At 54.1% G+C, this 25,603-nt stretch carries 22 protein-coding genes; 12 read left to right on the forward strand and 10 right to left on the reverse strand.

Going from position 1 to position 25,603, the window contains the following annotated elements; genetic code table 11:
- Window positions 1–10: 10 nt before the first annotated feature.
- From K0H80_RS05100 to gltB, 8 genes are all read right to left on the reverse strand, one after another.
- Window positions 11–490: a nuclear transport factor 2 family protein gene (locus tag K0H80_RS05100; RefSeq protein WP_011864827.1), complete on the reverse strand. Its 480-nt coding sequence runs from the start codon at window positions 488–490 to the stop codon at window positions 11–13.
- Window position 491: 1 nt separating this feature from the next.
- Entirely contained in the window at window positions 492–1,112 is a 621-nt protein-coding gene (locus K0H80_RS05105; protein WP_011864828.1) for a trimeric intracellular cation channel family protein, read from the reverse strand.
- Complete coding sequence (locus K0H80_RS05110) at window positions 1,109–1,498, reverse strand: DUF2721 domain-containing protein (protein ID WP_011864829.1); 390 nt, start codon at window positions 1,496–1,498, stop codon at window positions 1,109–1,111. Before K0H80_RS05110 ends, K0H80_RS05105 begins: the two co-directional genes overlap by 4 nt.
- A gap of 115 nt (window positions 1,499–1,613) precedes the next feature.
- Window positions 1,614–2,597: a cobalamin biosynthesis protein CobD/CbiB gene (locus K0H80_RS05115; RefSeq protein WP_220073322.1), complete on the reverse strand. Its 984-nt coding sequence runs from the start codon at window positions 2,595–2,597 to the stop codon at window positions 1,614–1,616.
- Between the two features lie 37 nt (window positions 2,598–2,634).
- Window positions 2,635–3,327 (reverse strand): 5'-methylthioadenosine/S-adenosylhomocysteine nucleosidase, encoded by a 693-nt coding sequence (gene mtnN, locus K0H80_RS05120; RefSeq protein WP_220073323.1) that lies wholly within the window; start codon window positions 3,325–3,327, stop codon window positions 2,635–2,637.
- Between the two features lie 507 nt (window positions 3,328–3,834).
- Entirely contained in the window at window positions 3,835–5,034 is a 1,200-nt protein-coding gene (locus tag K0H80_RS05125; RefSeq protein WP_220073324.1) for a serine/threonine-protein kinase, read from the reverse strand.
- Window positions 5,035–5,669: 635 nt separating this feature from the next.
- Window positions 5,670–7,079, reverse strand: a complete 1,410-nt coding sequence (locus K0H80_RS05130) for an FAD-dependent oxidoreductase (protein ID WP_220073325.1) — start codon at window positions 7,077–7,079, stop codon at window positions 5,670–5,672.
- 5 nt (window positions 7,080–7,084) lie between these two features.
- On the reverse strand, window positions 7,085–11,533 hold the full coding sequence (gene gltB, locus K0H80_RS05135; RefSeq protein WP_220073326.1) for a glutamate synthase large subunit: 4,449 nt from the start codon (window positions 11,531–11,533) through the stop codon (window positions 7,085–7,087).
- 487 nt (window positions 11,534–12,020) lie between these two features.
- On the opposite strand from gltB, the gene mnmL reads away from it, so the two are divergent.
- The 3 genes from mnmL (at window position 12,021) to oxyR (ending at window position 14,618) form a co-directional block, all read left to right on the forward strand.
- The gene (mnmL, locus tag K0H80_RS05140; RefSeq protein ID WP_220073327.1) at window positions 12,021–12,956 is read left to right on the forward strand and encodes a tRNA modification radical SAM protein MnmL/YtqA; all 936 of its coding nucleotides are present in this window, start codon (window positions 12,021–12,023) and stop codon (window positions 12,954–12,956) included.
- Between the two features lie 173 nt (window positions 12,957–13,129).
- Window positions 13,130–13,495: an Hpt domain-containing protein gene (locus K0H80_RS05145; RefSeq protein WP_011864838.1), complete on the forward strand. Its 366-nt coding sequence runs from the start codon at window positions 13,130–13,132 to the stop codon at window positions 13,493–13,495.
- Between the two features lie 205 nt (window positions 13,496–13,700).
- Window positions 13,701–14,618 carry a hydrogen peroxide-inducible genes transcriptional activator OxyR gene (gene oxyR, locus K0H80_RS05150; RefSeq protein WP_011864839.1) on the forward strand — a complete coding sequence of 306 codons (918 nt, stop codon included), beginning with the start codon at window positions 13,701–13,703 and terminating at the stop codon, window positions 14,616–14,618.
- A gap of 2 nt (window positions 14,619–14,620) precedes the next feature.
- Here the strand turns inward: oxyR and K0H80_RS05155 are convergent, their stop codons facing one another.
- Window positions 14,621–15,700, reverse strand: coding sequence for an adenylate/guanylate cyclase domain-containing protein (locus K0H80_RS05155; protein ID WP_220044536.1), 1,080 nt, complete (start codon window positions 15,698–15,700; stop codon window positions 14,621–14,623).
- Window positions 15,701–16,039: 339 nt separating this feature from the next.
- Complete coding sequence (gene mutH, locus K0H80_RS05160) at window positions 16,040–16,711, reverse strand: DNA mismatch repair endonuclease MutH (protein ID WP_220073328.1); 672 nt, start codon at window positions 16,709–16,711, stop codon at window positions 16,040–16,042.
- Window positions 16,712–17,405: 694 nt separating this feature from the next.
- Between mutH and rppH the strand changes: the two genes are divergently transcribed.
- From rppH to K0H80_RS05205, 9 genes are all read left to right on the forward strand, one after another.
- Window positions 17,406–17,930 (forward strand): RNA pyrophosphohydrolase, encoded by a 525-nt coding sequence (gene rppH / locus K0H80_RS05165; RefSeq protein WP_011864842.1) that lies wholly within the window; start codon window positions 17,406–17,408, stop codon window positions 17,928–17,930.
- Window positions 17,931–17,964: 34 nt separating this feature from the next.
- Window positions 17,965–20,196 carry a phosphoenolpyruvate--protein phosphotransferase gene (gene ptsP / locus K0H80_RS05170; RefSeq protein ID WP_220073329.1) on the forward strand — a complete coding sequence of 744 codons (2,232 nt, stop codon included), beginning with the start codon at window positions 17,965–17,967 and terminating at the stop codon, window positions 20,194–20,196.
- 91 nt (window positions 20,197–20,287) lie between these two features.
- Window positions 20,288–21,082 (forward strand): sulfite exporter TauE/SafE family protein, encoded by a 795-nt coding sequence (locus K0H80_RS05175; protein WP_220073330.1) that lies wholly within the window; start codon window positions 20,288–20,290, stop codon window positions 21,080–21,082.
- Window positions 21,083–21,197: 115 nt separating this feature from the next.
- Entirely contained in the window at window positions 21,198–22,049 is an 852-nt protein-coding gene (locus K0H80_RS05180) for a thymidylate synthase (protein ID WP_144201092.1), read from the forward strand.
- 306 nt (window positions 22,050–22,355) lie between these two features.
- Window positions 22,356–23,531, forward strand: a complete 1,176-nt coding sequence (gene nhaA / locus K0H80_RS05185; protein ID WP_011864846.1) for a Na+/H+ antiporter NhaA — start codon at window positions 22,356–22,358, stop codon at window positions 23,529–23,531.
- Window positions 23,528–23,911 (forward strand): hypothetical protein, encoded by a 384-nt coding sequence (locus K0H80_RS05190; RefSeq protein ID WP_011864847.1) that lies wholly within the window; start codon window positions 23,528–23,530, stop codon window positions 23,909–23,911. The genes nhaA and K0H80_RS05190 overlap by 4 nt, the downstream gene beginning before the upstream one ends.
- A gap of 20 nt (window positions 23,912–23,931) precedes the next feature.
- Complete coding sequence (nhaR, locus tag K0H80_RS05195; protein WP_220073331.1) at window positions 23,932–24,840, forward strand: transcriptional activator NhaR; 909 nt, start codon at window positions 23,932–23,934, stop codon at window positions 24,838–24,840.
- A 76-nt stretch (window positions 24,841–24,916) separates the two neighbouring features.
- Window positions 24,917–25,156: an FAD assembly factor SdhE gene (locus tag K0H80_RS05200; protein WP_220073918.1), complete on the forward strand. Its 240-nt coding sequence runs from the start codon at window positions 24,917–24,919 to the stop codon at window positions 25,154–25,156.
- Entirely contained in the window at window positions 25,137–25,592 is a 456-nt protein-coding gene (locus K0H80_RS05205) for a protein YgfX (RefSeq protein WP_220044545.1), read from the forward strand. Before K0H80_RS05200 ends, K0H80_RS05205 begins: the two co-directional genes overlap by 20 nt.
- Window positions 25,593–25,603: the final 11 nt, after the last annotated feature.

Here is a 25,603-nt window from a genome sequence, read left to right on the forward strand (position 1 = left end):
TTAGACCTGCTTACTGAGTGGCGAGCTGATCCTGCATGGTCTGATAGTCCATCAGATCTTCATGCTCCTTCACCCTGTGGTTGGCCAGATCGAGTTTGACCGTGGTCACCCCGGGGATTGCCAGTTCGATCACCTTGCCCGGCTTGCCAAACAGGCTGCCTGGGCCGCGATAGTGGTAGTTGCCTATCATCACCACCAGTGAGCCCGAGTTGTACATGTGCTCTATGTTGAAGTCGTATTCCAGTACGCCGCGATGGGCGCGCTCGAAAAACTCTATGATGTCGCGTCTGCCCGTGTAGGTCTTGCTGGCGGTGCGATCCTTAAACACGCTGTCGCGGTTATAGAAGGAGGCCAGGGTGCGGTAGTCGTGATCCGTCAGCGCTTGAATATACTTGATCGCCATCTGCTGCTCGGCGGGCATATCGCCGGGGGCCGCCTGAGCGGCCAGGGGCAATATCATCAGAATGCTAACTAAAAACTGCTTGATCATCTTATGTTTTCTTTAATTCAAACGCCGGTAGTCTCAGGTGCCACTTGATGGCCGCCAAGCGTATGACGAGCGCACTTATCATGGCGATGGCCAGGGCCACCTTATCGGCCAAACCCCAGGTGATGGCACAGGTATAGCTTATTCCGCCGAAGATGGAGGCGGTCGCATAGATTTCGGTGCGCAATATCATGGGGATCTGGCGACAGAGTATGTCTCGAATAATGCCGCCTCCGACGCCAGTTATCAAGCCCATCACCACGGCAATCATGCCGCTGAGGCCAAGATTGAGCGCCTTTTCCGCCCCGATCACGGTAAACAAGGCTAATCCGAAGGCATCGGCCACCGGCAGGGTGTACTGGGGCACTTTCTTAGGCTTGCGAATAAACAGCAGGGCCAGCAGCACGGTCGCCAGGATCACTATGATGTAGTTGGGGTCGCGGATCCAAAACACCGGCGTGGTGCCGAGCAGAGCGTCACGTATGCTGCCGCCGCCAATGGCGGTGACCGAGGCAAGCACTATCACCCCAAAGGGATCCATGCGATGACGCCCGGCGGCCAGGGCGCCAGAGAGGGCAAATACCGCGGTGCCGCAGAGGTCGAAAAAGTAGATCCACTCCTTCATTGATCTAGCTCTTGCAGGTGGTAGTTGAGGGCATCGACCGAGATGCGGATCTCCAGCACAGACAGCAACAGAGAGTAGAGCAGGAGCAGCAGGCTGGAGCCGAAGATGACCGAGCCGGTTTTGTTAAAGCCCACATAGATGAAGATCATACACAGGACGCACAGGGCAAAGCTTGAGACGCCAGCTTCTTGCATGCGGCGAATGATGACGATGCGGCGGCGCAGGTTTTTCAGCTGCCCAGAGTGCACAGGTTTGCCCTCGGCGCTCAGGCTGCGGATCAGCGCCGCCAGCGAAAAGAAGCGGTTGGTATAGGCCAGGAGTAACAGTGAGATCGCCGGAAACAGCAGCGCCGGTGTGGTCAGGGAAATGTGAAGATTCTCAAACAAAGTCGTTATGCCTATTGTGTCAATATGTTGCCGCCAGAGGGGAATAATACCAAGGGTTTTTGGCTTGTCTAGTCAAAAGACGCCAGGGGAGAGGCAGCGCTCCCCAGAGTGGCGATTAAGCGTGCGCCAGCAGCCGCAATGTGGCCCACAGACAGGGGATGAGCAGCACGGAGAGCACCCAGATCCCCTTGCTCAAACGCAGCAGCCTGAGCGCCGCCGTGATGGTGTGGGGCGTGGGCTTGGGGCCTGTGCCGATTCGAGCGATATCGACCCTCTGCCCGGCAAACTTCTGTGGACCGCCAAGCTCTGTGTTGAGCACCTTGGCCGCCAGGGCGCAGGTGGCCAGATGATTGTTTATCGGCAGCGGGCTCTTGGCGGGCCTAAATAGCTGCACCAAGGCGCCGGGACCGCCCTGGATCGCCAGGGTGAAGTTCCAGGCCTGGGTCGGCAGCCAGTAGAGCAGGGAGCTCAGCAGATAGACGGGGCGACCAAACTCGCGGTATTGCGGGTTAAGCGCCGGCCAGGTGTATTCTAGCTGTTTGATCATCCGCGCGCCCAGCACTAGCGGGGCACCGCCAACGGCGAAGAAGAGTATGGTGGCGACCGTGCCATAGATGGAGGTGGTCATCAACTTCTCGATCACCGTCTTGCTCATGCCCACCTCGGAGAGCTCACGGGTATCGCGATAGACCCACTGGCTCAGCAGGCGACGGGCGCGCTGCTTGTCTTGACGGGCAAGCGCCTGACCCGTCTCCTCTGCCACCTTGTGAAACTGCTCGTCGCACAGGCAGAGATAGAGAAACAGACACTCGAAGAACCAAGGGAAGGCTGCCAGCTCCAAAAGGAAGCTCAGGATCAGCCAGAAGGGCAGCACCAGGAGCAGCACAGAGAGGCTGCCCGCCACTCGCTGCTGATTTGCGGAGCGATCAGCTCTCGCCACCTTGGCCGACAGGCTGCGCGCCAGCTGAGAAAACCAGTAGAAGGCCTGGTATTCCCTGGGCAGCGGCGCCAGCAGCGCCATGAAGATGGCCACCAACAAGATGGCAGCCCCCTGATAGAAGGGGCTGTCGAGCAGTAGCTGTTGGATGAGATCGTGCATCGCGTCGCGGTCTGTGTGCCGTCCCTGAGTCTGTCAGTTACAGGTGTTTCAGCAGCGAGATCACCATCAGCGCCGAATGATGGCCCGCCTTCACCAGGTAGCTGTCAAAATCTACCGGCGAGTCGTTGTTGGCGTTGTCAGACAGCGAGCGGATCACCACGAAAGGCACCTTGAACTGGTGACACACCTGGGCAATCGCCGCGCCTTCCATTTCGCAGGCCGCCATGGTTGGGAAGTTACTTAGCATCACCTTAGTGCGCTCAGGGTCGCAGATAAAGCTGTCGCCGGTGCAAATAAGCCCTTCGATAGCCTTCACTTCGCCCAGATCCGCTACCGCCTTCTTGGCGGCCTCGACCAGAGTTCTGTCTGGCATGAAGGCCGCCGGTTGCTGTGCCATCTGGCCAATCTCGTAGCCAAAGGCGGTTACGTCCACGTCGTGGTGACGCACCTCTGAGGAGATGACGATATCGCCGATGGCCAGGCTGTCGACGAAACCGCCCGCCGAGCCTGTGTTGATCACATAATCCGGGGCATATTTCTCAATCAGTAGTGTGGTGGCGACACTGGCGGTGACCTTGCCGATGCCAGAGCGGGTGACGATCACCTCTTTGCCCTCAAGCTGTCCGGCGACGAACTCTATGCCGGCGATGGTCTGGGTCTGAGTGTCTGACATAGACGCGATAAGATGAGCGACTTCTGGCTCCATGGCGCCGATAATACCAATTTTCATTGAATACCCTTTATGGTCTAGGTGGATCTGGCCGCGCGAAGGCGCAGCCTGTCTTAAGATAATGGGCGCTAATATAGCAATAAAGTGGTTCGCTGGCGAGGTTGCGGATCGCAACCTAGCTTGTTGGAAAACAAGTTAGGAAGTTTCTTTGTTGGTGGCCGTCAGCGTTATGGCTTTGTATTTGCTGGTGGCAGCGTTGACCTTTATTTCTTTGAATTGCCTGCGGCAGGCTCATGTGCAAACACACTTTTGGCACGCAGCGAGTCCATCCCTGGATGCTCTGCGAAATCATCCATGATTTCGAAGGCCAAAAGCGTGTTTACACCTGGTTTTCCATCTCTTCGATTTAGCCGTATTTGGTATCCATAACCTAATCAAAGTCCTAAATTGTATCGAATTAACGTCAATTGCTAGCCAAAACTGATTGAAATACCTAAATCAAAGCGTTTTTTGAAAAAATGCGCCACGATTAAACGTCCCGTTCATGCTTTTGTTAGTATTCCGTCCTCAAAAAGGAATATCATCATCAAAATCTACATCTTTAGATATTTGTTGAGGCTGTCCCCAAACTGGTGGCTGTACCTGCTTTTTACTTAAGCATTTACTACAGCCTGAGGATATATCTTTACCAATATCTTGTTTCTTTAAATATGATCCGCAGCTATCGCACTCAGGTACCCTGAATAACTCTGCTCCACAGCCACCACAAAAGCGTGTTTCAGCAATTGGATAGCCACATGCACATTGATAAGTTAGTTTTTCGCCACATGAAGTACAGTGAATATCAATGCTATTTTCGATGAAATTAGCCCCTTTATAGTAGCCATTAGGTGACCATGAAGCATCTGGGCATTTCAAGTTAGAACAAAGTGCTTTACTTGGTGTGTTAATAGCAAAGTGGCCAGCACCAGAAAGACTTTTTAGTTCCCTCAGAATGTCACCGACATTTTGGTAGCGATTTTCCGCATCGTATTCTGAAGCTTTGTTAATTAAATTTCTCAACGCATGGGGAATAGATAGTTCAGGTTTATCTAATGCTTTAAGAGTCGGTTCTCCGGTAAGAAGTTTACATAGTGTTAAACCCAAAGAATAAATGTCAGTGCGGCAATCAACATTTTTCATATCGATGTTTTGCTCTGGGGATATATACTCCACAGATCCCAAATGATCACCAGTTCGAGTTGCTCTTGTAAAGTTTGGGTTTCCAGAAGGGGCAAAGCCAATAGAGAAATCTATTAAATAAGCATGTCCAGCGGAAGATAGCATTATGTTTGACGGTTTAATATCTCTGTGAATGATACCTTTCGAGTGAACAAGTGACAGTGCATCAAGTATTTGAGTCGCAATTGTAATTACTTGTCTTTGCTCAATCACTCCATGCTTTTGAATATATTCTTCTAAATTTGTACCATCAATGTACTCCATAACGATGTATGGTACTGAATCTTCACCACATTTTACTTCACCATGGGTAATTACATACGGTATTGCTGGATGTTGTGCCTCAGCTAGGATAAATGCTTCTCTTTTAAATTTTTTCTTGAGTTCAGAGTTATGTTGATTGAATACACTGTCGAAAAACTTGACTGCAACAAATCTTTCCAAAGAGCCTTGTTTAGCTTTTTTGGTTTTACCAGAAAGCCCGCTACCAATGTCTCCAATCAGTTCAAATCCTTGACGCTTTAAATGGTTTGAATACTCGTCCAATTTTTACCTCTGAACTTAAAACGAATACTAACGCTTATTAGCGCAATGCCGCCTATGTAAATCACTTCCAACTAATATACATTGCGATAAATTTTAAATGTCTGAAATTTATATCAATAACAACATTACATAACAAGGAGAAAGTGAGCAGGCCCAAAACAAGGCGAGCAATCTACAGAATGCTGATTTAGTTTTCCTAAACGTTATCAAAAGCGGCCAAATCGAAGAGACGTTAGAAACTCAGTGTAAGCACGCTTTTGGCTCTCGGCGGCATGGACGCCGCCGTGAAGCCTCCAGGGATGGAATCTCGGCGTGCCAAAAGTGTGCTTGCACAACCCCCGCCGGGTAGGCGTTAGGTTGCCATGAAGGTACGATCTTCAATAATCCATCAAACGCCCAAACAGGGCAGACGCTACAACCTTTAAGCAATCTCATATCCCCCGCCGGGCAGGCGTTAGATTGCCCTGAAGGTACGACCTTCAATACCCCACCAAATACCAAAACCGCCAGAAGCAACAAAACCAAAAACCAGCCTGGTTTTCCCCAGGCGAAAAAAAGCGCTTTAACTCTCACTCAAAGTTAAAGCGCCAATCACAAGCCAAATTGTGCAGCTCAGAGACTGAGCTGGTTCAGACTTAAGCCTCGAAGCTGTTCAGGATGCCAAGTGCGGCATCGCGGCCCTCGGCGATGGCGGTGACCACAAGGTCAGAGCCGCGCACCATGTCGCCACCGGCGAATACCTTAGGGTTGCTGGTCTGGAAGGGGTTCTCGGCGACCTTAGGCGCCACCACGCGGCCCCATTGGTCCAGCTCTATGCCATAGTCGCCAAACCACTTGGCGGGGCTGGGCTGGAAGCCGAAGGCGATGATGATCGCATCGGCCTCGATCAGCTGTTCGCTGCCCTCGATGGGCTCAGGGCGACGGCGACCCGAGTCGTCCGGTGCGCCCAGGGCGGTCTCGACACATTCGATACCGCTGACCGCGCCGTCACTGGTCTTGATGGCCGTCGGCTGACGGTTGAACAGGAAGTTGACCCCTTCCTCGCGGGCGTTTTGCACCTCACGGCGTGAGCCCGGCATGTTGGCCTCGTCGCGGCGGTAGACACAGGTGACCTCGCTGGCGCCCTGCCTGACGGCGGTGCGCACACAGTCCATGGCGGTATCACCGCCCCCGAGCACCACCACCTTCTGACCGGCCAGGCTCAGGTAAGGGGTCTCTTCGTCTGTGGTACCCATGACGTTGTGGGTGTTACCAATCAGGTAGGGCAGGGCCTGGTAGACGCCCTTGGCATCTTCGTTTTCCAGTCCGGCCTTCATCGGGGTGTAGGTGCCCATGCCGAGGAAGACAGCGTCGTACTCTTCCAGCAGGGTGTTGAAGTCGATATCTTCACCCACGGTGACGCCCAGCCTGAACTCTATGCCCATGCCTTCCATGACGGTGCGGCGGATCTCCATGACAGACTTATCCAGCTTGAAGGCGGGAATGCCGTAGGTGAGCAGGCCGCCTATTTGGGGATGCTTGTCGAATACCACCGCCTTCACGCCATTGCGGGCGAGGATGTCGGCGCAGCCAAGGCCGGCAGGGCCCGCGCCTATGATGGCGACGCGCTCCTGACGTTTGACCACCTTGCTCATGTCCGGGCGCCAGCCCTGGGCGATGGCGGTGTCGGTAATGTATTTCTCCACATTGCCTATGGTGACGGCACCAAAGTCGTCGTTGAGGGTACAGGCGCCTTCACACAGCCTGTCCTGGGGACAGACGCGGCCACAGATCTCCGGCAGTGTGTTGGTCTCATGGACCAGCTCGGCCGCTTCGAGTATGCGTCCCTGTTTGGCCAGCTTCAGCCAGTTGGGGATATAGTTGTGCAGCGGGCATTTCCACTCACAATATGGGTTACCACAGTCGAGGCAGCGGTCTGCCTGCTCGTTAACCTGAGGCTGTGCAAAGGGCTGATAGATCTCGATAAACTGCGTGGCGCGATGCTTGGCGTCATGCTTGGTCGGATCCTTACGGCCTACTTCGATAAATTGAAAATCGTTACTCATGGCCATTACCCCGCTACCACTGCTAATGCAGGTTCAGTTTGTTCCAGACGCAGGAGATCATCGAGCGCCACATTCTTAGGCTTGACCAGGACGAAACAATCGATCCAGTTTTCAAAATCGTTTAACAACATCTTGGCGTGCTCGCTGCCGGTCTCGGCCACGTGCTCTTCGATCAGCCCCTTGAGGTGCTGTTGCTGTATCGGCGCCGTCACCTTCTGCATATCCACCATCTCGGTATTGAGACGGCGGTTGAAGTGGCCAAAGCGGTCGAATACGTAGGCGAAGCCGCCCGTCATACCGGCGCCGAAGTTAACGCCCGTCTTACCCAGCACTACCACGATGCCGCCTGTCATGTATTCGCAGCCGTTATCGCCCAGGCCTTCGACCACGGCGATGGCGCCCGAGTTACGCACGGCGAAACGTTCGCCCGCCTGACCGGCCGCAAACAGCTTACCGCCGCTGGCGCCGTAGAGACAGGTGTTGCCAAGGATGACGCTTTTTTCGCTTTGGAACATGCTACCCACAGGCGGATAGAGGGTGATCTTGCCGCCCGACATGCCTTTGCCCACATAGTCGTTGGCATCGCCGCACAGATCCAGTGACAGCCCCGGGGCGTTCCAAACGCCGAAGCTCTGACCCGCGCTGCCGCTGAAGTTAAGCTGTATCGGCGCCTTGGCACCCTGACGGCCGACTTTGGTGGCAATGTAGCCAGACAGCGCCGCGCCTACCGAACGGTCGGTGTTGTTGATCTCGAAACGTGCGGTCAGTGGCTCGCCCTGATCGACGGCTGCTTGGCAGTGGCTCAAAATTTTCTGGTTAAGCTCGCCCTTGTCGTCGGTCGGGTTGGTTTCACGCCAGGTCAGCGCGCAGCCCTCTGGCACCTCTGGCTTGTAGAGGATGGCGGACAGATCCAGTTGTTGCTGCTTGTCTGTGGCGCCTTCAAGCGCCGCGAGCCAGTCGCTGCGCCCTACGAGCTGTTCGAACTCTGTGACGCCGAGGGCGGCCATCCACTCGCGGATCTCGCGGGCCATAAACTCGAAGTAGGTCATCACGCGCTCGGGCAGGCCGTGGTAGTGATTGTCCCTCAGCTGCTTGTTCTGGGTCGCCACACCGGTGGCGCAGTTGTTCAGATGGCAGATACGCAGGTACTTACAACCCAGGGCGATCATAGGCACGGTACCGAAGCCGAAGCTCTCGGCGCCCAGCAGGGCCGCCTTGATCACGTCAGTGCCCGTCTTGAGACCACCGTCCACCTGCAGGCGGATCTTGTGGCGCAGGCCGTTGGCGACCAGCGACTGATGCACCTCAGCCAGACCTAGCTCCCAGGGGCTACCGGCATATTTCACCGAGGTGATAGGGCTTGCGCCCGTGCCGCCGTCGTAACCTGAGATGGTGATCATGTCGGCATAGGCCTTGGCCACGCCTGTGGCAATGGTGCCTACGCCTGGCTCGGATACCAGCTTGACTGAGATCATCGCCTTGGGGTTTATCTGCTTGAGGTCGAAGATCAGCTGAGCCAAGTCTTCGATGGAGTAGATATCATGGTGTGGCGGCGGCGAGATCAGGGTGACGCCTGGGCGCGCGTTACGCAGCGCGGCGATCTCTACGCTCACCTTGTCGCCTGGCAGCTGACCGCCTTCGCCTGGCTTGGCGCCCTGGGCGACCTTGATCTGCAGTACCTCGGCGTTCACCAGATAGTGCGCCGTGACGCCGAAGCGGCCCGAGGCGATCTGCTTGATGGCCGAGTTCCGCTCAGAGTTGAAGCGGCGCGGATCTTCCCCGCCTTCGCCAGAGTTGGAGCGACCGCCGAGGCGGTTCATGGCCACGGCCAGTGCCTCGTGGGCCTCTGGGCTGAGGGCGCCGATACTCATGGCGGCGCTGTCGAATCTTGGGTAAAGGGTCTCGGCTGCTTCGACCTTGTCGAGCTCGATAGCCTGTTTGTCACCCTTGACGGTGAAGAGATCCCTCAGGGTCGCCACGGGTCTGTCGTCCACTAACTCGGTGAAGCGCTTGTAGACGCCATAGTCCTGATCGCGCAGGCTCTGCTGCAGCGTGTTAACCACATCCGGGTTGAAGCAGTGGTACTCACCGCCTTCCACATATTTCAACAGGCCGCCCTGAGGCAGCGGCTGATGGGCCTGGAAGGCAAGTTTCTGCAGCGTCTGTTGATCTTTCTCCAGCAGGGCGAAGCTTGCGCCTTCGATGCGGCTGACCACGCCCTTGAAGCAGAGCTCGACCACTTCAGATGACAGGCCGATAGCTTCGAACTGCTGGCTACAGCGGTAGGAGGCCACGGTACTGATCCCCATCTTTGACATGATCTTACGCAGTCCCTTGTCTATGCCTTGACGGAAGTTGAGCATCAGCTGCTGGGTCTCGCGCACGCCATGACGGCTGGCCAGCGCCGAGATACTCTCGTAGGCCAGGTAAGGGTAGATGGCGGTGGCGCCAAAGCCCAGCAGTACGGCGAAGTGGTGCGGATCTCTGGCCGAGGCGGTCTCGACTATGATGTTGGTGTCACATCTCAGGCTCTTGTCGACCAGCACGCGCTGCACGGCGCCCACGGCCATGGCGGCGGGGATCACCTGCTTGCTCTTGTCGGTCGCCCTGTCGGAGAGGATAAGCAAGGTGGTGCCGGTACGTGCCAGGCGCTCGGCCTCGTCACAGACACGGCGAATGGCTGCCTCTAAACCTTCACTGAGGTCATAGTTAAGATCGACGGTGTTAGCGCGGTAATAGGTCGAATCCAGCGCCAGCAGCTGGTTGAAGTCGCTGTAGAGCAGGATAGGCGAGCTGAACATCACGCGGTAGGCGTGGCCCGTGGTCTCGTTAAACAGGTTCTGCTCACGGCCGACACAGGTGGCCAAAGACATCACATGCTTTTCACGCAGTGGATCGATTGGCGGGTTGGTCACCTGGGCGAATTTCTGACGGAAGTAGTCGTACAGGGTACGGGACTTCTTCGACAGCACGGCCATAGGCGTATCGTCGCCCATGGAGCCTGTGGCTTCTTCGCCTTTCTCGGCCAGTACCCAGATCACCTGCTCTAATTCTTCGCGAGAATAGCCAAACTGCTTCTGATATTGCAGCAGGGTGTCGGCGGAGAACTCGCATACGCCCTGGGCTTCGCTCGGCATCTGCTCGGCGGGGATCAGGGTCTGACTGTTCTTGGCCATCCACTCCTTGTAGGGGTGGCGACGCTTAAGGTCGTTATCGATCTCAAACGAGGAGTAGAGTTGACCGTTGAGGGTATCGAGCACCAACAGCTCACCCGGGCCGACACGGCCCTTCTCGACCACTTCGTCCGGGGCATAGTCCCAGATGCCGATCTCGGAGGCCAGGGTCAGGATACGGTCTTTGGTGATCACATAGCGTGACGGGCGCAGGCCGTTACGGTCCACCGCACAGGCCACATGGCGGCCGTTGGTCATGACTATGCCTGCCGGGCCGTCCCAGGGCTCCATATGCATGGAGTTGAAGTCGTAGAAGGCCTTCAGCTCATCGTCCATCTCTGGATTACTCTGCCACGCGGGCGGAATAAGCAGGCGCATGGCACGGTAGAGGTCCATGCCGCCGGCGAGTAGCATCTCCAGCATGTTATCTAATGAGGAGGAGTCGGAGCCGCTCTCGTTGACGAAGGGGGCCGCCTGCTGCAGATCCGGCAGCAGTGGGGCATTAAACTTGTAGGCGCGGGCGCGGGCCCACTGACGGTTACCCGTGATGGTGTTGATCTCGCCGTTGTGGGCAAGATAGCGAAACGGCTGTGCCAGCGGCCATTTGGGCGAGGTATTGGTTGAGAAGCGCTGGTGGAACAGGCAGATGGCGCTTTGCAGGCGTATGTCGGCCAAATCCGGATAGAAGGCCGGTAGATCGGCGGGCATCATCAGCCCCTTGTAGACGATCACCTGACCAGAGAGGCTGGCAACATAGAAGTCTTCGCAGTCAGTTATCTGCTGCTCGAGGCGGCGACGGGCCATATAGAGGCGACGCTCGAGATCTTTCTCACGCCAACCTATGGGCGAGTTGATCAGCACCTGCCAGATCTTGGGCTGGCTGGCCTGGCCTATGGGGCCTAATACCTCAGGGTTGACCGGGACTTCACGCCATCCGGCCACACTCAGTGTTTCTTTCTCCAGCTCACGTTCCAAGGTGCGTTTGGTGTAGTTGGCCTTTTCCTCATCTTGGCTTAGGAACAGCATGCCCACGGCAAACTTACGGCTCAGGTGCCAGTCGTTCTCGCTGGCCACGGCTTCGAAGAATTTAATGGGGAGTTGCATAAGTAGGCCACAACCATCGCCGGTACGGCCGTCGGCGGCAATACCACCACGGTGTTTCATGCGATCTAGGCCATGAATGGCTGTACGTACAATTCTATGGCTGGCTTCGCCATCCATCTGGGCGATTAAGCCAAAACCACAGTTATCTCGTTCAAAACTGGGGTGATACAAGCTCATATAAAAACTCCCTAATACTAACCAATACTACGTCGGGGAAATTCAAGCGATTGATGTGCACCCGAACCATCCAAATTAACTTTTGCCTAGTAAAAGGTCAATTCAAATTTGTGCATAAAGTATGACTAGGGCAGGGCGTTTAATACGGTTTATATTTTAACCTTACGTTAACGTCAACTGTAAAAGTTGCTGTATAACGTTATGAATAAAAAGAATTTTGAATATGGCTCTGAATCTTTTTTACTAAAATGTAACAAAATGGGTTATTGTCTTTTAATCTAAAAAAGTGATTTTTATTGCATATACAGTGAATTATTTAACAAATCTTAGACCAATGTATTAGCCGATACTGTGCTGCGCCCCTAAGTTTGTACCGGCTTTGTGAGCTGGCGCACCGGGAAAGGCGTCAAAAATTGATGTAGCACCAAGAATGGTGTCATTAAGCCAGTTACAATCGCCGCCCTTTTATCGATCGAGAGAATACCCCGTGGGACTGGATAGCCATGTCAACACCTTTGGCCTGCATTGCAAGCGCCAGTATGGTCAGCGCCTCAAGAAGCTGACCCTGGATGCCAAGTTTACCTGCCCCAATCGTGACGGCACCCTGGGACGGGGTGGCTGTACCTTCTGTAATGTGGCCTCTTTCAGCCATGAGCATGGCTCGGTAGACAGCATCGCCGTGCAGTTGGCCAATGGCCGCGAGCGCGCCCAGGGCAAATCCAGCAAGTTCATCGCCTATTTTCAGGCCTATACCAGCACCTATGACGAGTATCAGTTGCTCAAGCAGCGCTATGATGAGGCGGTGGCCGACAGCGATATCGTCGGCCTGTGTGTCGGCACCCGTCCCGATTGTGTCAGCGACGAGGTGATCGCCCTGCTGGCCGGTTATCAGGCCCGTGGCCTGGAGGTGTGGCTGGAGCTTGGCCTGCAAAGCGCCAACCTTGAGACGCTTAAGCGGATCAATCGTGGACATGGTTTTGAGGAGTATAGAGACACAGTCACCCGGGCGAGAAAGGCGGGATTAAAGGTGTGTACCCATCTGATATTGGGGCTGCCAGGTGAGAGCCATGAGGACTTTTTAGCCAGTCACAGGGCGGTGCTGGACGCCGGAGTCGATGGGCTCAAAATTCATCCACTGCATATCGTCGAGGGCAGCACCATGGCCAAGGCCTGGCGGGCCGGGCGCATGAGTTTATTGACCCAGGAAGCCTACGCAGAGAGCGTCGGCGAGCTGATTCGTCTCACGCCTAAAGAGGTGATTTTTCATCGTGTTACCGCCTACGCCAAGAAACCTATGCTGCTGGCACCCGACTGGTGTGCCTATCGCTGGGAGGGGTTAGTGGCCATCGTCAAGAACCTGGAACGCTTGGGCGGGCAGGGCCGTTATTTGACCGATTCACCAGGTGATCAATTGTCGGTTTAGGCGCAAAAAACGTGAACAATTGAGCAATTAATTTAACGCATGGTTAATGAAAGGTTAAATAAGGAGGTATTTAACTTGCATATGCTTCAATTAGTTGCGCCCGCCATTCTAGGCGCTATTATGGGGTGAATTTTATTCTTGTCCCGTCAGCTTTTTTCGAGAGGTGCCTTAAGATGGCAACAGCCGAGTTAGAATCAATATTGGATCTCAACACACTTGAGCAGTACTGCAGCGCTATCGGTGCGGGTACTCTGCTAAAGAGTGTCGTCTTGTTTGAACAGTTGATGCCCGAGTATGTTGGCAACCTGGTCAACGCTAAGGAAGCACAAGACAAAGATACCTTATGTTCTGAGGCGCACAAGTTCAAAGGCGCTGCCGGTTCTGTGGGACTGAAACGTATCCAGCAGTATGCTCAGCTACTGCAACACGGTGAGGCGGCCGAGTGGCCAGCCGAGCACGGCACCTGGCTGCAGGTGATCGTGGACAACGCCAGCCAGGATCTGGCCGAGCTGAAGGCTTACCTGGAATCTAAGGCCTAATAGGTCATAGCCAGTAAATCAGAGCTAGCCAAATTTGATAGCGCCCTCGATGAGAGATCATCGGGGGCGTTTTTGTTTGTGCACTATTTGGCCGCTTTTGGGCAGCGCTTCACACTTCTGGCAAAAGAGAGGGTTAATCCCGGAGCCGCTTGTGCTAGAGTTAGATTGAGTAATTGAATGTAAATGGAAGTTGGTAATCGATTTTATGAAACATCTGCCGAGCCTGAAAAACCTTTACTATCTGGTCAATCTCTATCAGGAACAGAACTTTAATCGCGCGGCCAAGCTGTGCCACGTGAGCCAGTCGACCCTGTCGAGTGGGATTCAAAACCTGGAGGAGCAGCTGGGTCATCAACTGATCGAGCGCGATCACAAGTCCTTCATCTTCACCGCCATCGGCGAGGAGGTGGTGCAGCGTTCCCGTAAGCTGCTGACCGACGTCGACGATCTGGTGGAGCTGGTGAAGCACCAGGGCCAGCCGATGACGGGGGATATTCGCCTGGGCTGTATTCCCACCATCGCGCCGTTTCTGCTTAGCCGGGTGGTGAAACATTGCCAACAGGAATATCCTGAGCTGACGCTGTTTTTGAAGGAAGACACCACGGAGCGACTATTGGACGCCCTGGGTAAGGGCGAGCTGGATCTGTTGCTGCTGGCTCTGCCGGCCGACACCAGTGGCTATCACAGCATGAAGGTGGGGATAGATCCCTTCAAGTTGGTGATGCACAAGGAGCTCAGCAGTGAGGTGCACCAGCCGATAGATTACAAGGCGCTGCCCGATGAGAGCATCTTCTTGTTGCAGTCAGAGCACTGTATTACCGGCCATGCCATCAGCGCCTGCAGTCTGGCCGATAGCGACAAGATCAACCCCTTCGCGGCGACGAGTCTGCACACACTGGTGCAGATGGTAAACAGCAAGCTGGGGACCACCTTCCTGCCACAGATGGCGATAGATGCGGGGATATTGAACGATACGGATCTCACCGCCCTGACGCCGCCGGGCGAGGCGCCTTACCGGGATATCGGCCTGGTCTGGCGTCAGACCTCCAGCCGTATCATGACCTTCAGAACCTTAGGTAAGGCGATTCAAAGCTTGTTGGAACAGGCGGAGGCGGAAAGTTAGCCCTAACTGTTGCTACCCTTGGGGGAAACGCCATACACCTCGATAGAGTGTTGTTTCCCCTTGAGTTTGATTGGACCAAGGTTGGTAAAGTCGTAGTGACTGTCGCCAGTGTCGATAAGCGACTGCAGTGAGCCTGAGATCAACATGCGTTGCCCCAGTGGGTTACACTGATCTTGAAGCCTCGCCAGGGTATTGAGCACGTCGCTGAAGAAGCTGATCTCCTGCTTCTGCACCCCAACCACAGCCGCCACCACTTGACCACAGTGGGCCGCCGCCTTGAACTTAGGCACGAAACCATACTGCTCTTCGAAGTACTTGCGCTGCCAGTTAAGTTGCTGGCTGAACTCATAATAAATATTGAAGCTGCGATCTTCTATGATGCCGTTTTCCAGCGGCCAGTGGATCAGCACGGCATCGCCCATGTAGCGATAGATCTCGGCGTCGTTGTTGACCACAGTGTCCGATAACAGGCTAAAGCAGTCCTGGATCAGGCGGCTGAAGCGATAGTCACCCAGAGATTCCGCGTGGGTGGTCGAGGCCACCATGTCCAGATAGAGAAACAGGCGCTGCTCGTATCTTGGCCTGTGGTATTTACCCAGGCCGATATTAAACAGAATACGTGGGCCGACCAAAAGCGCCATCTGCTCGATGAAGGCCAGGCCGACACGCACCACTACTAGGTAGATGATCAGGGCCTGGAATGAGGGGCTGTAGAGAATGTGGGCGGTCAACATCTGCCTGAGAGTCGACATATGGTTCTCGATGGCCCACATGTTGAGGAACTGGGTCATGTAGGCGAGGGTGGTCGCCCCAAGCAAGAGGAAGAGTCCCTTGAAGATCACCGAAAACAGATAGGGCAGGCGATTGATGGCGCTAAAGTCGGCGATCAGGTTCGACATCCAGTGCAGACTACCAAAGATGATCCCCATATAGATCGCCAGGGTCGCGAGATCGGCTGTGCCTACCGCCCATTGGGGCAGCTCTGGTGTTTGCGCATAGCGGAAAAACACAAAGGCCGCCATGGCAATAGCCCAAGCGAAAATGGCAAATATGAGCTTCTTTGCTTGAATGCGTGCTCTCACAGTGACAGAAAATTCCTAAATGCTGCACAAATCTCAGGATGCGCTAGTGTATAGAAAACACCCCTACAATTTCCAGTGATATTTGTGATCTAAGTCAAATGAAGTCAAGATGTGCCAAAAAAGCGACAAATTTATGTTGAACAAGTGTTAAGTGACCGTGGTGATTGTTTTTTTCTTGGGGGATGCTGACAGAAAGGGGCGCACTTTGTCGATTATCTAAAAGTCTAAAGTGTGAGAAATGACCCTTCTCTGCCCCCCCTTTTTACTAGAAGGAAAATTGCGGTTAGAATCACCTTTAAATAGCGATTCGAATCGCCACGACTGGCCAGCTCAAATCGCCTAGAAATAGCGGCTCAAGATCTGCTGAGTGAAGGGGATCTTAAGATAGAAGCCCCGCGGGTTGGTGAGTTTAACCTGACCATCCTGCGCTATGCTCTGGGTGAGCGCGCGGCTGTTGGCGCCTTTGGGCCTGAGCTGTAATACCTCGCCGTGACGGGCGGTGATCTGCTCGACCTTGCCTAAGGCGATAAGCTCCATGATCTCTTCCCAGTCCTGACGTATCTGCGCCATCTCTTCTTCGCTCGGGGTCCAGAGGATCGGACTGCCGATGCGCCGCTCGCCAATCGGCTTGTGGCGAATGCCTTCCACCGGGATCCACAGCACGCGCTGTAGTTTGTGGTATACCAGACTCTCCTGCCATCTGAGGCCGTTGATATTCATCAGCGGGGCGACGGTGACATAGGTGGTCTCTAGCGGCTTACCCGATTCATCCACAGGGATGGTTTTGAGCTCGACGCCGAGATGGAGAAAGTCCTGCTCCGGCTTAGAGCCGGCGGTGGCCCCCAGTTCGAGTTCGATAAGCTGGCCTATCCAGCCTTTGTCTCGTTTCAGGTTGCTCGGAACGGCGACATTGTGAAGCTCGGCCAGCTGCCCCAGCGTGAGTCCGGCCATCTCCTGGGCGCGCTGCATCAGCTCGTCGAGGGATTCGGGGGGAAGAATTTTACTTTTCATGGGGAGGGATTTTACCCGAGTTATGCACTTAATCAATCGAGGTTAAAAATTGTGCGATCTTTTTAGGACAGGGAGATCCTTGAGCCTTTTTAAATTAAGCTACTGAAAAACATAGCTTTAGCCATATTGTTCATTTAGGTTCATCGAGAGTTATTTAAGTTACTCTGTGATTTCCCCACCCTTTCCAACACACTTATCCACAGATTTATTGGATAACTGAATAAGTCTGTCACAGGGCAGAATAAAAACAACCTTGTCAAGGGGATTTTGATGACATTTTTCCGCTGTAAGAGTCGATAAATCTATTTGTCTGTGAATAACCTTTGGGGACTTTATTTGGTTTTTTACTTGACACAGGCTTTGGGTGTTTTTTGTGCGATCTCTGAGTGTGAACAAATGATCTCATAGTGTGAACAATTAATTTTTATTTAATTACAGTTGTTTATCGTTTAAATTTCGGCTGACATCTGCTTGGGTTTTGATCTGTGATTTGGCTAAATTGACAATTTTAACTGAGTTTCAAACAGAGATATCCACAGATTTTGTGGATATCCCCGAGTTTGCTCGCCTGGCTCTGTTGATAAAAGTAAAAATTTTAGTTTTTTATCCAAACAATATCTGTTAATGGGGAATTGCCGCCGACGCCGCTTTGTGAAACAATCGATTCATTAGAATATTTCATTTTGGAGTCCATGTGATTGATAGTGACGGCTTTCGTGCAAATGTAGGCATCATTATCTGTAATCGCTTTGGGCAGGTGATGTGGGCCAGAAGATTTGGTCAACATTCCTGGCAATTTCCGCAAGGTGGCGTGGATGAAGGCGAAAGCGCCGAGCAAGCCATGTATCGGGAGTTGTATGAAGAAGTTGGGTTAAGGCCTGAACATGTGCAAGTGTTAACCTCAACTCGTTCCTGGTTGCGTTATAGATTACCTAAACGGTTAATTAGGCAAGACAGTAAACCCTTATGTATCGGACAGAAGCAGAAGTGGTTTCTATTACAATTGAAGAGTCAGGAGTCTGCCATCGATCTGGCGGCAAGCGGTCACCCGGAGTTTGATGACTGGCGTTGGGTCAGTTACTGGTATCCGGTCAGACAGGTGGTATCCTTTAAACGAGACGTGTACCGCAAGGTAATGAAAGAGTTTGCGCCGACGGCCTTGCCGTTCCAAGCCCAGGAAAATACTCAAGGCGGTAGAAGAAGAGGTCGCCGCAGGTAGCTAAGATGGCAAGTAATAGAGGGAGAGGTAGGCTGTGTTAAAGACGCTCAGAGACATCACTCAGGCCGTAGCCGCAGCCGATGATCTTCAATCAGCCCTCTCTTTGCTTGTCAGCCAGACCAAGTCGGCGATGGAGACCCAGTGTTGCTCCATCTATATCCTGGAAGAGCAGGAGCTGGTGCTGTCGGCCACCGATGGCCTGGACCCGAGAGCCGTGGGCAAGGTCAAGATGCCCATGAGCCAGGGCCTGGTCGGTCTGGTAGCCGAACGCGAAGAGCCGGTCAACCTGGCAGATGCCCAGCAACACCCCAGATTTAAGCTATTCACCGAAGTCGACGAGGAAGATTTTCGTGCCTTTCTCGCCGTCCCCATCATTTATCAGAAATTAATCCTAGGCGTGCTGGTGGTGCAGCAGGCCGACGCGCGCCAGTTTAGCGAGGCCGAAGAGGCCTTCCTGATGACGCTCGCCGCCCAGTTGGCGGTGGCGGTGCGTGAGCAGCGTAAGAAGGCCGAGGTGAAATCGGCGCCGGACAAGTGTGTCTATACCGGCACCTCGGCGGCCAGTGGCGTGGTGATCGCTCACGCTATGGTGCTGGGGGGCGAGATCCCCCTTGAGCAGCAGGGGCGTCGCACCCAGCAGGTTGACGAAGAATTACAGGCCCTGAGTCAGGCGCTGGATGCCTGTCGCAACACCCTGAGCGCCCTGTCACAGCGCTTCGATGGCGAAAATGAGAAAGAGGTGCAGTCTATCTTCTCCGCCCTGCAACTGCTGCTGGATGATACCAGCCTGGGCGGTGAATATGGGCGGGAGATCCAGGCGGGCTGGACGGCTATCTCGGCGGTGAGCCGGGTGTCGCTGCGCTACATAGATCATTTCCAGCAGATGCAAGACCCTTATATGCAGGAACGGGCGACGGATATTCGCGATCTGGGCCAGAGGGTGCTGCGTGAGCTGATCGAGCCGCAGAAGATGCAGCTGGAACTGGATGTGCCCGTGATCCTGGTGACCAAGGAAGCCACGGCGACCATGCTCGCCGAGTTCCCCCAGCACAAGCTGGTGGGCATAGTCACAGAGCTTGGTGGGGTTAACTCCCACGCGGCTATCTTAGCGCGCGCCTTCGGCGTCCCGGCGGTGATAGGTGTCGAGGGGATCCTCAATGCCGGTATTGATGGCAAACAGCTGATCCTAAACGCCAACCGCGGACAGGTGCTGATCTCGCCCACACCGACGCTGATCGGTGAGTATCGTAGCCTGATCTCGGCGGAGAAGGCGCTGCAGAAACGTTATGCCGAGGAGCTGTCTAAGCCTGCATTGACCTTAGATGAGCGCCGAATTCATCTCTATCTTAATGCCGGGCTGTTAAGCAGCCTGGCCTCGGAGATCGCCGAGGGTGCGGACGGCGTCGGCCTGTATCGCACCGAGATCCCTTTCATGTTACAGACCCGCTTCCCCAGCGAGGCCGAACAGGTCGAGGTCTATCGTCAGGTGTTGAATGCGGCGCTTGGGCGTCCCGTGGTGATGCGCACCCTGGATGTGGGCGGTGACAAGCCATTGTCTTATCTGCCTATTATCGAGGAGAACCCTTTCCTCGGCTGGCGCGGGATCCGTCTGACGTTGGATCATCCCGAGCTGTTTCTGGTGCAGCTCAGAGCCATGCTCAATGCTTCGGGGGGCGGTGAGCAGCTGCATATTCTGCTGCCCATGGTCTGCTGTTTGGACGAGATAGATCAGGCCATCGCCTATCTGGAGCAGGCTTATCTCGAGGTGAAGCAAGATGTTCATCCAGACCTGCTGCGGCCTAAGATAGGCATAATGCTGGAGGTGCCTGCGTTGCTGTTTCAGCTCGAAGAGGTGGCCAAGCGGGTCGACTTTATCTCTGTAGGCTCGAACGACCTGACTCAATATCTGCTGGCGGTCGATAGAAACAACCCAAGAGTCAGTACCCTGTATGACTCCTATCATCCGGGCATTTTACGGGCGCTGACCCAGGCGAGGTTGGCGTGCCGAGAGTATCGCCTGCCGATCAGCGTTTGTGGTGAACTGGCCGGCGAACCCATGGGTGTACTGCTGCTGGTCGCCATGGGCTATACCCAGCTGAGTATGAACCAGGGCAGTCTTGCCAAGATCAATTATCTGATCCGCAGGGTGTCCTATCAGGACTTGAGCGAGCTGCTTGCCCAGGCGTTGTCACTCACCAACGGCTTCGAGGTGAGGGAACTGCTGACGCTGTATCTGAAAGAGAAAGGTCTGGACGAATTCCTATAAGTGAGTTTCTCTCTGTGAGTGTTAGGCAATTTCAATCTGTCGGTAATTCCTTTAAGCTAATGCCTCCTTTCGCCACTGCCGTCGAGGTTACATGTTCACCATAGTTGTCAGTTGTATTGCCCTGGGGGCCTTCATCGGTTTTATGGCGGGCCTGTTAGGCATCGGCGGTGGCGTGATAGCCGTACCTGTATTGCTGTTTCTTCTGCCCATGGCGGGCGTGGTGCCAGAGCATTTGACCCATGTGGCCATTGCCACCTCGCTGGCGGCGATCATCCTAACCGGGGCCTCATCTGCCCGGGCTCATCATGCCCGCGGTAATATTCCCTGGCATCTACTCACCATCATGCTGCCGGGCTTAATCGTTGGTGCCCTGTCCGCAGGTTTTATCTCCTCGCTGTTTTCCGCTCAGCTACTCAAGCAAATATTTGCCGGTTTCTTGGTGTTGATGGCGCTGCAGATGGTGTTTCCCTTTAAGGCGGCCGATGGCGAGCGCAGCTTGCCCGCGAGTCCCTATCTGTTTGTTACCGCAATGTTTGTCGCCATCATAGCCGCACTAATGGGCATAGGCGGCGGCATCTTGTTTATCCCATTTTTGACCTGGTGCGGCGTGCAGATGCGCCACGCCATAGGTTTCTCCTCGGTGACAGGGCTGATGATCGCCCTGTTTGGTAGCCTTAGCTATGTGTTTGCTGGCTGGGCGACTCAAGGGCTGCCCGAATACACCCTGGGCTATATCTATCTGCCCGCCTTGTTCGGCATCGTCTGCACCTCTATGTTGACGGCGCCACTGGGGGCGAAGGCGGCAAGTGTCTGGCCCACGGCAAGACTGAAGAAAATCTTCGCCGTCATGTTATTCTTTACCGGGATCAAGTTAGCCCTCAGCTAGAGATGGCCGTAAAAAAGCGGTTGATAGAACAAAGGCTCGGCTAACGCTAGATTAAGACTCGATTAGGGAAGGGCGCTAAAGTCCCCATCCAAGCAACAATGATAAGTAGGATAAGATGAAACAGTATTTGGCATTATGTGAACGAATCATCAATGAGGGCGTCTGGGTTGAAAACGAGCGCACAGGAAAGCGCTGTTTAACCGTGATCAATGCCGATCTGGAATATGATGTGGCCGCCAACGAGTTTCCCCTGATCACCACGCGTAAGAGTTTCTGGAAGGGGGCGATTGCCGAGCTGCTGGGTTACCTCAGGGGCTATGACAATGCCGCCGACTTCAGAAAATTGGGTGCCAAGACCTGGGATGCCAACGCCAATGAAAACAGCGCCTGGCTGAATAACCCTCACCGTAAGGGTCATGACGATATGGGCCGGGTGTACGGGGTGCAGGGCAGAGCCTGGGCAAAGCCAGATGGCGGCACAGTAGATCAGCTGAGAAAGATAATCGACAACCTGTCAAAGGGGGTTGATGATCGCGGCGAGATCTTAAGCTTCTATAACCCAGGTGAATTTCACATGGGCTGTCTGCGTCCCTGTATGCACACCCATAATTTTTCTTTGCTGGGCGATACCTTATACCTCAACAGTTTCCAGCGCTCTTGCGACGTGCCCCTAGGGCTTAACTTCAATCAGGTGCAGGTGTTTGCCCTGCTGGCGATTGTGGCGCAGATCACAGGTCATAAGCCGGGTAAGGCCTACCATAAGATAGTCAATGCGCACATCTATGAAGATCAGTTACCCCTGATGCAGGAGGTGCAGCTTAAGCGCGAGCCATTCCCGTCGCCTAAGCTAAGCATCAATCCAGATATCAAGTCGCTGGAAGATCTCGAGACCTGGGTCACCATGGACGATTTCGAGGTGACTGGCTATCAGCATCACGAGGCGATTCAGTATCCCTTCTCTGTCTAAGAGTCAATCTTAAGACTGAGGAATTTCTGAGGTAAGGCGCGGCGGACTCTTTGTGAGTCGCCGCGCTTTATTAATTTATTCTGCATAAAAAATCTCCCTTTCAATCTTAATCTGCCTGTGATCCCTGTCACAGATGGTTTTAATCGCCACTCCCGCTAAGTGAAACTGCATGCTATTGATTAGTCTGCGGTGACTGACTACACTTAATACCTCGGAATTACCGATGTTTAATGCCGATGCAAACGATTATTCAGCTAGGTTGCATTCCGCTAGACTCAATACATTAAGTGTTTTTGGAGTTTATTTATGGAAAAGGCGATTAGAAATTTTCTGAGCCAGGAATCGGCCGGTGGCATCTTATTGATGGCGGCCGTTATCTTGGCGATGATCATGGCGAACTCCCCGCTATCAGGTCTGTATCAAGGCTTCCTGCACACAGAGATGCAGGTGCGCGTGGGCAGTTTGGATATTGATAAGACGCTGATCCACTGGATTAACGACGGCCTGATGGCCCTGTTCTTCATGTTGATCGGCCTGGAAGTGAAGCGTGAGCTGCTGGAAGGCGCATTGTCGAGCCGCGAGCAGGCATCCTTGCCAACCTTCGCCGCCATAGGTGGCATGATCTTCCCCGCGGCGATCTACCTGATCTTTAACTATGCCGACCCTATTACTCAGGTGGGCTGGGCTATTCCTGCCGCTACCGATATTGCCTTCGCGCTGGGTATCATGGCGCTGCTGGGTAGCCGGGTGCCGGTGGCGCTTAAGGTGTTCCTGCTGGCGCTGGCCATCATAGATGACCTGGGCGTAGTGGTGATCATCGCCATGTTCTATAGCACAGATCTGTCTGCCATCAGCTTAGTCGTTGCGGCGCTGGCGATAGTGATCTTGGTGGGGCTAAATCGTAAGGGCGTGACCGCGCTGGCTCCTTATGGGGTGGTGGGCCTGATCCTCTGGATAGCCGTGCTCAAATCTGGGGTACACGCTACCCTGGCCGGTGTGATCATCGCATTCTGTATTCCGCTGCGGGCCAAAGATGGTAGCTCACCGTCAGAGCATCTGGAGCATAGCCTGCACCCATGGAGCACCTTTGTCATATTGCCTATCTTTGCCTTTGCCAATGCCGGGGTCGACCTGTCGGGCATGAGCCTTGGGGATCTGTTATCGCCTGTGCCTGTGGGTATCGCACTTGGCTTACTGCTGGGTAAACCGCTTGGGGTACTGCTGTTTAGCTTCGTGGCGGTCAAGCTTAAGCTGGCTGCATTGCCCGAAGGCATGGGCTGGCGTCATATCGCCCCCGTGGCAGTGATGTGTGGTATCGGCTTTACCATGTCGATGTTCATCTCATCCCTGGCCTTTATCGGCGATGGCGAGGCCTATGGCGATCTGGCAAGGCTCGGCATTCTGACCGGGTCGATCATGTCGGCGGTGATAGGTTATTTTTGGTTATCTAAGGTGCTTCCAGAGAAAGGAGAAAAATCATGAAAAAACTCGTCGTGACACTCATGCTCTCATTCGGCTTGACCGGGGGCGCCTATGCCAGCCAACTAGAGGCGTGCGATAAAGATGTCAACAGCGTCGCCTGTCAGCATTACCTGGAGGGGGTTGTCGACGGTGCCCTCATGTTTAAGCCTAATGCGATGGGCAAACGGGTCGAGACTAATGGGTATGAGTCCCGCGCCCTCAAGTACCGTAGTGGCAAGCGCTTCGAAGAGGCTAATCGCACCTACTGCGAGGGACGCCTGCCCGATCGCGACAGCCTGGTGCAGGGGCTCTCCGAGGCCTTGGATATGGGCAAGGTGGATTCGATAGAGACGCTAAGTGAAGTCATGTACAACATGATGGATTGCCAACGTCTTAAATAGCAGGAGAGACGCGAGCCTTGATGTCGCATCTGAACTATAACCATCTCTATTATTTTTGGATGGTGCATAAGAAGGGCTCGGTGGCCAAGGCCGCCGAAACCTTATGTTTGACCCCGCAAACGGTGACCGGGCAGATCCGCGTACTAGAGCAGCGCCTCAACGGTACCCTGTTTAAGCGGGTGGGGCGTAATCTTGAGCCCACCGAGCTGGGTGAACTGGTGTTTCGCTATGCCGATAAGATGTTCAGCCTGAGCTATGAGATGTTAGATATCCTGAATTATCAAAAGGATAATAATATTTTGTTTGAGGTGGGTATCGCCGATGCGCTCTCTAAGGCCCTGGCCAGTCGGGTGCTTCTCTCGGTTGTGCCCAGCGATGGCTCCATGCATCTTGCCTGTTATGAGGCGACCCACGAGAGCCTGATGGAGCGCTTAAGGGCCCACAAGCTGGATATGATCTTATCCGACTGCGCCGGTGAGTCGCTCAAGTATCCGGAGATCCTATCGAAGAAGCTTGGCGAGTGTGGCGTAGCGTTTTTCTCCTCGACCACCTACGACAAACCCTTTCCCGCCTGTCTGGAGCAGGGCAAGTTGTTGATCCCGGGCAAGCGCACCTCGCTCGGCCAGCAGCTACATCACTGGTTCGATGAGAATGGCCTGGATGTCACCATACTCGGTGAGTTCGACGATGCGGCCATGATGAAGGCGTTTGGCTTCTTCAAGCAGGGTATTTTCGTGGCGCCATCTATCTATAAGCAGGATATTCTTGCCCACGATATGCAGATTCTGGGTGAGACTGATGACATCAAGGAGGTCTATCATGTGATGTTTGCCGAGCGGATGATCCAACATCCGGCGGTAAAATCCCTGCTGGAAACTGACTTTAGCGATCTCTTCGCCGGCAAGGATCTCGAGGTGGAGCGGCTATAAAACGGTGTGAAGCCGGCGGCCTAACTGGTACACTATCGCCAATCGAAAATAAGGGAGTAGTTGTGTGTCAGAGCCAATGAACATAGCCAGAGTAAGATGGGCGTGCCGACGGGGCATGTTAGAGCTTGATGTATTGTTTCAACCCTTTGTTGAGACCCAATATGAACAGCTGTCTATAGATGATAAGGCGGTTTTCGTTCGTCTATTAGAGTGTGAAGATCCTGAGTTGTTTGCCTGGTTTATGGGCCATGAGGCCTGTCCAGACCCGCAGCTCGCCGAGATGGTGGTTAAAGTTCGTGGCCGGGCGGCGCCATAACTTTCACCTGACAGCCTCCTTCGACCAGCGACTCTCGCTGGTCTGTTTCGCGGCCCTGTGCCTGAGTGCTTTTCTGGTCTGGCCGCCAATTGCCTCTCTCTGGTTTCTCACCCTCAAGTATGGCCTGTTAACGGCTACAATCACTTTCTTCCTCTATCAGTTTATTGCGCTAAGACGTTGGTCTCTTGCCTTCTGGCTGGATGAGTCGGGCAGAATTGGTCTACTCCGCGACGAGTTAGATTCGCATACGCAAGTGCAGCAGGTTGACGAAGCAAGCGAGCAACATCTTAGTTATCGCAGGATTTGGGTGAGCCCCTTGGTGGTGCTGTTCTGGTTATACGAGGGAGAGCAGAAACGCCTGGTTATCTTATGGCGGGATATGTTTGACGACACAGGTTATCGGCACCTGTGTCGTCTGCTACTAAGGTTTGGCTAACGACCTTACTG

The organism is Shewanella aegiceratis (genome assembly GCF_019457495.1).
Lineage (GTDB): Bacteria > Pseudomonadota > Gammaproteobacteria > Enterobacterales > Shewanellaceae > Shewanella > Shewanella loihica.